General features: G+C 39.8%; 11 protein-coding genes and 1 pseudogene. All 12 read right to left on the bottom strand.

Features of this window, described 5'->3' with window-relative positions; translation table 11 throughout:
• A pseudogene (locus HT691_RS00565) lies at positions 1-217 on the bottom strand (IS1380 family transposase); the annotation flags it as partial.
• Between the two features lie 370 nt (positions 218-587).
• Entirely contained in the window at positions 588-1,373 is a 786-nt protein-coding gene (locus HT691_RS00570; protein WP_000760734.1) for an ABC transporter permease, read from the bottom strand.
• Position 1,374: 1 nt separating this feature from the next.
• Positions 1,375-2,193: an ABC-2 family transporter protein gene (locus HT691_RS00575; RefSeq protein WP_000594191.1), complete on the bottom strand. Its 819-nt coding sequence runs from the start codon at positions 2,191-2,193 to the stop codon at positions 1,375-1,377.
• A 1-nt stretch (position 2,194) separates the two neighbouring features.
• Positions 2,195-3,187 carry an ATP-binding cassette domain-containing protein gene (locus tag HT691_RS00580; protein WP_001240784.1) on the bottom strand — a complete coding sequence of 331 codons (993 nt, stop codon included), beginning with the start codon at positions 3,185-3,187 and terminating at the stop codon, positions 2,195-2,197.
• Between the two features lie 400 nt (positions 3,188-3,587).
• Positions 3,588-3,833, bottom strand: a complete 246-nt coding sequence (locus HT691_RS11600) for a hypothetical protein (RefSeq protein ID WP_000643408.1) — start codon at positions 3,831-3,833, stop codon at positions 3,588-3,590.
• A 398-nt stretch (positions 3,834-4,231) separates the two neighbouring features.
• Positions 4,232-4,441 carry a hypothetical protein gene (locus HT691_RS11605; RefSeq protein ID WP_223200444.1) on the bottom strand — a complete coding sequence of 70 codons (210 nt, stop codon included), beginning with the start codon at positions 4,439-4,441 and terminating at the stop codon, positions 4,232-4,234.
• 389 nt (positions 4,442-4,830) lie between these two features.
• Positions 4,831-5,520, bottom strand: a complete 690-nt coding sequence (gene rplA / locus HT691_RS00590) for a 50S ribosomal protein L1 (RefSeq protein ID WP_001085675.1) — start codon at positions 5,518-5,520, stop codon at positions 4,831-4,833.
• A 207-nt stretch (positions 5,521-5,727) separates the two neighbouring features.
• Positions 5,728-6,153: a 50S ribosomal protein L11 gene (gene rplK, locus HT691_RS00595; RefSeq protein WP_001085812.1), complete on the bottom strand. Its 426-nt coding sequence runs from the start codon at positions 6,151-6,153 to the stop codon at positions 5,728-5,730.
• 308 nt (positions 6,154-6,461) lie between these two features.
• Positions 6,462-7,178 carry an LD-carboxypeptidase LdcB/DacB gene (ldcB, locus tag HT691_RS00600; RefSeq protein ID WP_172925221.1) on the bottom strand — a complete coding sequence of 239 codons (717 nt, stop codon included), beginning with the start codon at positions 7,176-7,178 and terminating at the stop codon, positions 6,462-6,464.
• Between the two features lie 2 nt (positions 7,179-7,180).
• Positions 7,181-7,651 carry an HIT family protein gene (locus tag HT691_RS00605; RefSeq protein WP_172925222.1) on the bottom strand — a complete coding sequence of 157 codons (471 nt, stop codon included), beginning with the start codon at positions 7,649-7,651 and terminating at the stop codon, positions 7,181-7,183.
• A 1-nt stretch (position 7,652) separates the two neighbouring features.
• The gene (locus HT691_RS00610) at positions 7,653-8,690 is read right to left on the bottom strand and encodes a M42 family metallopeptidase (protein WP_061088296.1); all 1,038 of its coding nucleotides are present in this window, start codon (positions 8,688-8,690) and stop codon (positions 7,653-7,655) included.
• A gap of 202 nt (positions 8,691-8,892) precedes the next feature.
• Positions 8,893-10,218 (bottom strand): branched-chain amino acid transport system II carrier protein, encoded by a 1,326-nt coding sequence (gene brnQ / locus HT691_RS00615; RefSeq protein ID WP_172925223.1) that lies wholly within the window; start codon positions 10,216-10,218, stop codon positions 8,893-8,895.
• Between the last annotated feature and the right edge of the window lie 282 nt (positions 10,219-10,500).

Here is a 10,500-nt window from a genome sequence, read left to right on the forward strand (position 1 = left end):
GAAAGAGGAACTGGACAAGAATATCTGAATCCGAATAACGACAGTAGCGGCGTTGGTCATTCGTTACTAAATACTTAGAAATCCGCTCTTTTAGTTTCAACTGGGAAAAAAGTTCCTGAAAAAAGATAAGACCACCATACTGGGTGAAATGACCTCCATCGAAAGATAGTTGGTAAAAAGACTGGTTTTGGAAGTGATGATTTGGTAAACTGTTCATGTGAGTTTCCTTTCTTTTTGTGTTTTTTTCTACACTTATACCATAAAGGGGAAACTCTTTTTTGTCTAGTAAAAAACACCCATTGGGTGAAAAAAGAAACCATCCAGGATCTAAGCTAAGGCAAGGATTCTGGAGGGTTTTTAGATTAGGGGTGAATAATTGGGGTTAACGGTTATTTATACATATCTATTTTTTCAAATCTTCAGTCATATGTTCACCTGTGACCTAGGCTTTACGAGTGCCTTGCTCTACCAACTGAGATAAATCGGCGATTACACTTACAGTATAGCACTCTGAGAATAGATGTCAAGGAATTTTCATCTCTATTAGAAAAAGCCTGTCCTAAGACAAGGCTTTGAGTTTCTTCATCTTAGGATCCAGCACTTTCATAAGAATCCAAGCCCCTGTCCCATAGTTTCAAGGAAATACCAAAAAAGACAAGGGAAATCAAAATCAAACCTCCAATGTTAAAGAGTACATCCTTGTCCTGCAAAAAATAGCTAGCAGGATAGTAGGCCGTAAAGGCAAAAGGCACGATAAAGCTAATCAACCAACGAAGAAGAGAATTGTAAATCGAAATCGGATACTTTGCAAAATCATTAAACATATAGAAAATGTAAATCATAGCCCCTGACTGCTTGGTCCAAAAAGCGATGCTGGCTGTCGCGATTTTAAGAGAAGTATAAATCAAGGTCGCAAAAGGAATACAGACTAGGAAAAGCAGGAATTTTGGAAGAGTCCAAGCAATGCTGGTCATGGTTGTTCCCAATAAAATACCACCGACCAAGAGTTCGCCTAAGGCATCAATCTGAAAGGTCTCAACCAAGATGTGAAAGAGAGGATTGATAGGACGAGTCAGATACTTATCAAATTCTCCTTTTCGCACCAAGCGTTGCCCCAGTGCCCAGAGATTGTCAAAAAAGAGATGGTCCAAGCCCTTAGGAATCAAGGAAAAACCATAGATAAAGGCAATTTCTTGAAAAGTCCAACCTTCTAGGGATGGGATGTGTTGAAAGATGACATTGAGAAATAAGAGATTCAGGCCTTGAGTCAGAAAGACTCCCAAGACACCAACCACAAAATCCACCTTGTATTCCATGATTTGCTTGATGTATTGTCTGATAAAAATCAGATGCATGCGTTGATATTTTTTCATACTAACCTCCTTGAATGGTGATAAAGGACTGGACTCGTTTCCAAATCAACTGAGACAAGCCCACCATCACTAAGAGCCAGAAAAACTGCAAAGCGAGTGCCTGAAGCATCTGATTAGCATCGTATTTCCCAACAATAATCATGACTGGGGTATAAATCAAGGATGAAAAAGGCAGGAAGGACAGAATATCTGCAACAACCTTTGGAAAGAAAGCCAAGGGAATCAAACTTCCAGACATAAAGGCCACTATGGAAGTCTTGAGTAGATTGGAACCCCAAAGATTTTTAAACACAAAGGCTGAAAATCCAAAGCAAATATTAAAGAAAAAGTTAATCAGATAAGCCAAAGTTAGGCTAAAGAGATAAAGGACAGTTAATCCCAGCACTTCTACAATCCCTTGCCCAGATAAGATTTTCATCAAAACAATGACACTTAAAAATGGAAGGCCAACGCTGATAAAAATCAACCACTTGGAACCAAGCTCGGTGAAAAGATAGGAGGCCGCAAAATGCACTGGTCGCAACAAACGCATGATAATGGAGCCATCCTTGACCTCCTCCCCAATCATAAAGGACGAATCGGATCTAGTCAGAAGATTGGTCACAAAACTCATGATGATGTAGAGGGTGATATCCGCCATACTGAAGCCCTGAATCAAAGACTCTTGCGAAGAATCAAAGACAGCCTTCCAGAGATAAAAGGCCACAAAAGCCCCCATGACATCGCCAATCCGATAGAGAATAAAGTTGACTCGGTAAGTAATCAACTCCTGAACCCCTGCATTGATAAAGGGTTTATAACGTCTCCACAATTTGATCATCCTAGAGCTCCTTTCGGTAGAAGCGACGGATAATATCCTCAATATCCGTATCCACCATCTTCAAATCGCGGATTTCAAAATCAGACAGGGTTTGCTTGATAATGTCAGCTGACTGGTAGCGAGAACTATCAAATTCAATGTTGAGGCTGTTTCCTTGTCTATCAATGGTCATATCAGACAGACCTTCATAGTGAGAGACGAGATGACTTTGACCTGGTAGCAGTTCAAAAGAGAGAGTCTTCATCTTACCAAAGGTATCCTTGAGTTGGCTCACCGTTCCATCAAAAATCTCTTGCCCCTTGTCAATCATGAAAATCCGATCACAAAGTTGCTCAATATCACTCAAATCGTGAGTGGTCAAAAGAATGGTAGTTTCTTCCTCTTGATTGATCTGAGTAATTGCCCGACGAATATTATCCTTAACCGAAACGTCCAAACCAATGGTCGGCTCATCTAAAAAAAGAACCTTGGGATTGTGGAGCAAGGAGGCCGCAATATCCGCCCGCATCCGTTGTCCCAGTGAAAGAGTCCGCACGGGATCCTTGATAAAGTCCTTCAAATCCAAGACTTCATTCAAAAAGTCCATACGCTTATGAAAGAGCGAGTCTGGCACATCATAAATCTCTTTTAAGACAGTGTAGGTCTCTTGCAGAGCCAAATCCCACCATAGCTGGGTGCGTTGTCCAAAGACTACGCCAATATCTTTGACATAATCTTGCCGATTGTCCTGGGGAATCTTGCCGTTAATCCGACAAAAACCAGATGTTGGTTTCAAAATTCCTGTCAGCATTTTAATGGTTGTCGACTTCCCAGCACCATTTGCCCCGATAAATCCTAAAATCTGCCCTTTTGGAACTTCAAAGGTCAAATCCTTGACCGCTTCAAAGGTCTGCTTTTCAGGATGAATAAAGGAGCGCAAAGCCCCCTTCAAGCCCGGTTCCTTAACAGTCTTCACAAAATTTTTCTGAAGATGTTCCACTTCTATCATTGCCATATCTATCTCCCTATCATAAGGAATAGCAACATTGTGTTTTTAACTACAAATATTCTAAATCCTTACTTTCTACACCTTCTATATTTTATTACTACAGAAGGCTTTATACCAATCTATTATAGTCCAATAAAAAACAGAATGCAAGCGTTTGCCTATGGATTGTGAAATTAGGATTTATCTCATAAAATAATACTTTTAATCAAAAATTCAGTTGAATAGTTTAAATTACCAACCTACTCATCTTCTCACCAGAGGGCGGTATTAACTTTGATCATAAAATCGGATACTCCCTCTATCCAGAAAATATGCTCAAAATGATTGTCTCTAAACAATACCTGCTCTTTTACCTCATTCATGAAAAAGAAGTCCATACCCTGAGAATTATCAACTCACGCACCGACTACCTAAACCAACTCGACCACCTCTTTCGTACATGTAGGAAACTATTTTCCTCACAAATAATCTCATTATAAAATCCAATAAATTTTTTTAGCTCACTTGAATATTTTCTTTGTATCGTTTTATCAGCTTCAATCTGATTTAGACTTGTTACCTTGGAACGACTTGAAATAACCTTTGTAAAATAACACTTAAGACTTTCATCATCTCGTATAAATTTTTCAATAGTGATATAAAAAGCTTTCATATTCTGTTTGTAATCAGATATTAATTGATTAATTTTATCATTCTGATGAAGATTCGATACCATAATATATAGCGGATTGAAATAAGATGAGAACAAATTGATTGGAAAAGTAAAATTAATTTCTATAAATGTTTTAGCAATTGTTTCATACTATTTTAGATTCAGTCTACTATACATAAACTAACCTCCTCATTATTAGCAAGGCTTCTACTGATTATAACCTAATTCTTAGACTACTTCAAGACTAACTGTCCAATAATAATCTACAGATAAATCATCCACTCTTAATCAAATTTTATTCAATCCATCTACTCATTCCCAAAAGGTTGCTGTATAATGCAAGACATTTTTCTTACTGCTTTTACTTTTCCTTACCCTCAATTTAGTGAGCTAATAAATTATTCTTCTTCAAAAGGTTGAGATTTATCTAGTAACTCTAAAACATTAATGGTAGGTAGCAACATTGCTTCACTGCTATCAATTGCCGAAACTATTGAAACAATAGAACGTAAATAAGGACAAAGAATAGCAGTACCATTTACGTATAGAATATCGGTGATATTTTCATCTATATTTATTTCAAAATATCCTATTACAGTTACAGATATTTTTTCATGGCATCTTTGTCAACTAAAGAAACACTAAGTTTTACGGCTCCATGACTATAATCATCTGTATGACCAACCTTAACTATGGGATATAATATATCGAAGGTAAATGTGAACAAACTGATTAGGAAATTTAAACCAACTTCTAACAATGTGTTATACTCAATGAAAACCAAAGAGCAAACTAGGAAACTAGCCTCAGGTTGCTCAAAACANNACGAAGTCAGTAACCATACGCACGGCAAGGCGACGTTGACGTGGTTTGAAGAGATTTTCGAAGAGTATTAGAAAGCTCGATGGACTATTCCAGATTCATTCCACTAGATTTTGAAATCAAAAAAAGTTGAGACATAGCGTCTTCAACTTTTTTACATTACTTTAACTACTGATTAAAGTGAGTTTACGTCAACTTTGATACCAACACCTTGAGTAGTTGTGATAGTCAAGTTTGTTACGTAAGTTCCTTTAGCTGTAGCTGGTTTTGCTTTTTGGATTGTTTCGTTGAAAGCTTTAAAGTTTTCAACCAATTTTTCAGCTTCAAATGATACTTTACCGATGATTGCTTGAACGTTACCTGCACGGTCAGCACGGTAAGTGATTTTACCACCTTTAGACTCTTCAACTGCTTTAGCAACATCCATTGTTACAGTACCAGTTTTAGGGTTTGGCATCAAGTTACGTGGTCCAAGGACACGTCCAAGACGTCCAACAAGAGCCATCATATCAGGTGTAGCGATAACTACGTCGAAGTCCAACCAACCGTCGTTGATTTTAGCAACAAGGTCATCTTCACCAACAAAGTCTGCACCAGCAGCTTTTGCTTCTTCAGCTTTTGCACCACGTGCGAAAACAAGAACGCGTGAAGTTTTACCAGTACCGTTTGGCAATACCATTGCTCCACGGATTTGTTGGTCAGCTTTTTTAACGTCGATGTTCAAGTTGTAAGCAACTTCTACAGTTGCGTCAAATTTTGCAAAGTTAGTTTCTTTTGCAAGTGCTACAGCTTCTTCTACGCTGTATGCTTTTGTGCTGTCGATTTTCTCAAGAGCAGCACGAAGTTGTTTGCTTTTTTTAGCCATTTTCTATTCTCCTTGTAAGTGGTTCAATCGATTTTCATCTCCCACGTCACTTCTCGAAATGATGAAGTCTTGCGGGTTATCAGTCTATTATTTTCCTTTTCCTACGGCCTTAAGTTCCCTTACTGTACCCAAGTACAAGCATCAGTCACTTGCCTGGTATGAAAAACAACTAATAGACTGCTGTGAGATTTTCTACTGTGTTATTGATTAGTCAACAACAGTGAATCCCATAGAACGAGCAGTACCTTCGATCATACGCATTGCAGACTCTACGTTTGCTGCGTTCAAATCCGGCATCTTAGTTTCTGCAATCTCTTGTACTTGTGCACGAGTAACTGTAGCAACTTTAGTTTTATTAGGTGTACTTGATCCTTTTTCAACACCTGCAGCTTTTTTCAAAAGAACAGCAGCTGGTGGTGTTTTCGTAACGAAAGTAAATGATTTATCTTCGTAAACTGAGATAACAACTGGAATGATCATCCCAGCTTGGTCAGCTGTACGAGCGTTGAACTCTTTTGTGAATCCCATGATGTTGATACCAGCTTGACCAAGAGCAGGTCCAACCGGTGGAGCTGGTGTAGCTTTACCAGCAGGGATTTGCAATTTTACAAGTTTTTCGACTTTTTTAGCCATTTTTAAATCCTCCTTTGTGGTTTTGGCGGTAATTAGAGATTTTTACCTCCCACAAGTATGTTTTTCACATACCCATCCATTATACACTATTTATCTGGAATTGCAAGAGAAAAGTTTATTTTTTATACTCAATGAAAATCAAAGAGCAAACTAGGAAGCTAGCCGCAGGCTGCTCAAAGTACAGCTTTGAGATTGCAGATAAAACTGACGAAGTCAGCTCAAAACACTGTTTTGAGGTTGTGAATAGAACCGACGCAGTCAGTAGGTAAGGCGACGCTGACGTGGTTTGAAGAGATTTTCGAAGAGTATTAATCGACGTAGTCTCCGCCTTCAAAGCCATAGTATTCTTCCAAACTGAGACCACTCTCAGCAATTTCTTTAGCTTCTTTTCCTACATAACGCAGGTGCCATTCCTCAGCCATATAGCCTGTTTCCTTTTCCTTACCTTTGAGATAACGGACAACAAAGCCATAATCAGCAGCATGATCCAAGAGCCATTGAGCCGCTTTTTCTTCTGTTACTAAATCACCATCAGTCCCAATCACATCAAAGGCCAAGCCAGTTTGGTGTTCGCTATAGCCAGGACGGGCAGAGTAACGGTCAGCTGCTGCTTTCCCATCTTGATTAACATAATCTTGGTAGAGCTTGGTCTGAGTTTCATAACTTCTAAAACCACTATAATGATCACTAATTGGGAAACCTGCCTCTTGCATCGCTTTGATGAGTTTGACCAACTCTGCCTTGGCTGTTGGATTTTCCCCTGGATTATAGTCTTTAGACAATGGATAGTGTTTATTGGCTACGATGATTTCATCGTATTTCCCTTGAATGCTGTAATAGTCTCCTTTGTTAACCACTTCTGCTTTTTTCTGGGCAGCTCCTTGAGACTTACTGCCGACTGTCCCATCAGCTTTAGCAGTTTGCTCTGTCTTAGCTGCTCCATTTTCATTTTTTGATTTTTCTTGTGAACAAGCTGCTAGACTCAAGGCTAGCAAGGCTGTCACGACAAGGTATCTTTTTTTCATTTCTACTCCTTTATTTCTAATAGTTTATCTACTTCTGACAATAAACATTCGACTAATCTTTTAATCTCTTCCGGTTTTGCTTTGCAGGTTTCTGCTGTCATTTCTTCAAAGGGAACCCACCAGACTGGCCCACGCCCCTTAAGACCGTGGTCATTCATATCACCTTTTCGTCTAGGAAAAAGGTGCCAGTGGAGATGGGCATCGCCATTTCCTAAAAGTTCAATATTCATTTTCTCAGCAGCAAAGGCCTTGGCAACCGCCTCTTGGACTAGACTCATTTCTTCGAGAAAACGGAGTCTTGTTTCCTTTTTCAAATGGTGCAATTCGCTGACGTGTTCCTTGGCTAGAAAGAGACTATAGCCTGCAAAATACTGGTGGTCTCCAATCACAAGATAGCCTGTTTCCAACTCTTTGACAAAGTAGGGATTTTCTCCCTTCTTGATGAGGTCAATTCTCTGACAAATCAGGCACATATCAATCTACCAACGCGCTCTTAAGGTAAGCATCAACCATACGCTCGGTTGCGACCACCGAGTCAATATGAGTACGCTCATAAGAATGACTAGACTCGATACCAGCACCAAGCAGAGCGTGTTTGACTTCTGCACCTGCGGACATAGCCGCTGAAGCATCCGAACCATAAAATGGATAGATGTCCAGCTTAAATGGAATATCTTGCTCTTTCGCCAAGGCAACCAAATGTTGACGGAAGTCATAGTGATAAGGTCCAGAAGCATCCTTGACACAGATGGACACTGTGTACTCATCTGTCTGCTGGTCATCTCCCATAGCTCCCATATCCACAGCCAGATATTCTACTACCTGAGCAGGAATATTAGAGTTAGCACCGTGGCCTACTTCTTCAAAGACTGAAAAAGCAAAATGAGTTGTTACTGGTAATTCAATCTTCTCTTCCTTATAAATACGAAGAAGATTAAGTAAAATCGCTGCACTGACCTTATCGTCCAAATGACGAGACTTGATAAAACCCGTCTCTGTCACGACGGTTCGTGGATCAAAGCTGATAAAATCACCGACCTCAATACCAAGAGCACGAGTTTCTTTTTCACTGGTTACTTTTGCATCCAAACGCACTTCCATATTTTCCTGCGTGCGTTCTGCAGTTCCTGCATCCTTATAGACATGACAAGAAGTTTGGTGGATGAGGATGGTTCCTGATACTTTTTCACCTGTGCTAGCCACATGAACGGTACAGTTTTCACCTTCAATCATGTTCCAAGGAAAACCACCGATACGGTCCATTTTGAGACGGCCATCTGGTTTGACAGCACGGACAATAGCACCAAGCGTATCTACATGGGCAGTCACATAACGTTGTTGCTCATCATTTTGACCTTTAATAGTTACATTGACACCGCCCTTGGCCGTGCGAACCGGTTGGTAACCAAAACCTTCTAGAGTCTTGACTAAATAGTCCGAAATCTCCCGAGTGAAGCCCGTTGGCGACGCAATGGCTGTTAGTTCTTTGATATATTCTACTGTTTGATTCATTTCTTCACCTCTTTTGCTACCTATTATAACACATTTATCATCGGATAAAAAAAGAAAATCACTCCTGTAGACTTGGCTACAAAAGTGATTTTATACTCAATGAAAATCAAAGAGCAAACTAGGAAACTAGCCGCAGGCTGTACTTGAGTACGACAAGGCGACGTTGACGCGGTTTGAAGAGATTTTCGAAGAGTATTAGTAATTATTCCATTTCAAAAACATCACTTTCTTGCTTGTTTGGTAGAACCAATGATAGCAAGATTCCAACGATGGCTGGTACCAACCATGGGAGAGATGCCTTAGCAAAAGGAAGAGCGTTGACAAGGTTTGCAAGAAACTCAACCTTAAACGAGCTTCCTAGTACGCTTGCAATAGCAATAGCTGTAACCACAGCAATTGTCAACTGCATACCTGGTTTTGAAAGAGCTACAAATTTGTTGACAATGACAATCATAACGATGGCAATGGTGATTGGGTACAAGATAACCAATACTGGAATGGAGTACTTGATAATCGCATCAAGACCCAAATTGGCAATGGCAAATCCAATCAAGGTAAAGGCGGTCGCATAAACCTTGTAGCTAATTTGTGGGAAGCGTTCATTAAAGAACTCAGCTGTCGACACAATCAAACCAACTGTTGTTGTGAAGCAGGTTACAGTAACCATAGCTGCAAGGAAGAGTTGAGCTGTTGAGCCGAAGATTTCTTGAGTGGCTTGTGACAAGATGTAAACACCTGGTGTTCCACCCTTCATCGCTTCAGCTGGTACTGGGAAATGATTTCCAAGGAAACCTAAGCCGATGTAAAGAGCGCTGAAGGCAAGGGCAACAACGATACCAACAACCCAAATAGTCGAAATGTATTCTTTCTTACTTGAGAAGCCAAGTTGTTTCAAGGTTTGGACTGCGATTACACTAAAGGCAACTGAGGCAAGGGCATCCAAGGTATTATAACCTTCTAGGAAACCTGTCCCAAAGGCAGAAGCTTGATAAGCAGCTGAAGCAGCTTGAGGACTTGTTCCACCGTATTTGATAGCTCCTAGGACAACCAAAATAACAATCAAAATAGCAAAGACTGGTGTTAAAATACGGCCGATACGGTCTAAGATTTTTGATGGATTAAGCGAAATCAAATAGGCTGCTGCAAAATACAGAACTGTAAAGACAATCAAACCAAGACCTTTATTTGCATCCGACAAAAGGGGGCTAACCCCTACTTCGTAAGCTGTTGTAGCAGTACGTGGGATAGCAAAGAATGGACCGATTGACAAGTAAAGAACTGAGAGGTAAAGAGTCGCAAACCAAGGCGCTATCTTTGTTGAAATCTCGTAGATATATCCTTTAGGATTTAGCGTTCCAATAATCAGAGTCAAGACGGCGATACCGACGCCTGAAAAGACAAAACCTGCGATGGCAGGAAGAAAATGTTCTCCAGATAGAGCACCCAGAGAAGGCGGAAAAATCAAGTTCCCCGCACCAAAAAATATTCCAAACAGGAGTAAACCTGTTAGGGCACCTTTTTTAGCCATGAAAATCTCCTTTATATTTATAAAATACTGACCTAGTATATCATGAATAGGAGTATGAAAAAAGCTTCACGAAGTAAATATTGAATGTTTTCAAGATTCTTAAAAATGAGAATTGTCTAAAAATAAAATTCTCCTACCCAGTCCACACCAAGTAGGAGAAAATTCTAATGTTTATACTCTTCGAAAATCAAATTCAAACCACGTCAGCTTCACCTTGCCGTACTCAAGTACAGCCTGCGGCTAGCTTCCTAGTTTGCTCTTTGATTTTCATTGAGTATTAAA

Source organism: Streptococcus sp. 477 (assembly GCF_013277295.1).
GTDB lineage: Bacteria > Bacillota > Bacilli > Lactobacillales > Streptococcaceae > Streptococcus > Streptococcus pseudopneumoniae.

Excerpts from the sequence above, each read along its gene's own strand:
- HT691_RS00570 (WP_000760734.1), bottom strand. The coding sequence starts at position 1,373 with ATGAAAAAATATCAACGCATGCATCTGATTTTTATCAGACAATACATC.
- HT691_RS00575 (WP_000594191.1), bottom strand. The coding sequence starts at position 2,193 with ATGATCAAATTGTGGAGACGTTATAAACCCTTTATCAATGCAGGGGTT.
- HT691_RS00580 (WP_001240784.1), bottom strand. The coding sequence starts at position 3,187 with ATGGCAATGATAGAAGTGGAACATCTTCAGAAAAATTTTGTGAAGACT.
- HT691_RS11600 (WP_000643408.1), bottom strand. The coding sequence starts at position 3,833 with ATGAAAGCTTTTTATATCACTATTGAAAAATTTATACGAGATGATGAA.
- rplA (WP_001085675.1), bottom strand. The coding sequence starts at position 5,520 with ATGGCTAAAAAAAGCAAACAACTTCGTGCTGCTCTTGAGAAAATCGAC.
- rplK (WP_001085812.1), bottom strand. The coding sequence starts at position 6,153 with ATGGCTAAAAAAGTCGAAAAACTTGTAAAATTGCAAATCCCTGCTGGT.
- ldcB (WP_172925221.1), bottom strand. The coding sequence starts at position 7,178 with ATGAAAAAAAGATACCTTGTCGTGACAGCCTTGCTAGCCTTGAGTCTA.
- HT691_RS00605 (WP_172925222.1), bottom strand. The coding sequence starts at position 7,651 with ATGTGCCTGATTTGTCAGAGAATTGACCTCATCAAGAAGGGAGAAAAT.
- HT691_RS00610 (WP_061088296.1), bottom strand. The coding sequence starts at position 8,690 with ATGAATCAAACAGTAGAATATATCAAAGAACTAACAGCCATTGCGTCG.
- brnQ (WP_172925223.1), bottom strand. The coding sequence starts at position 10,218 with ATGGCTAAAAAAGGTGCCCTAACAGGTTTACTCCTGTTTGGAATATTT.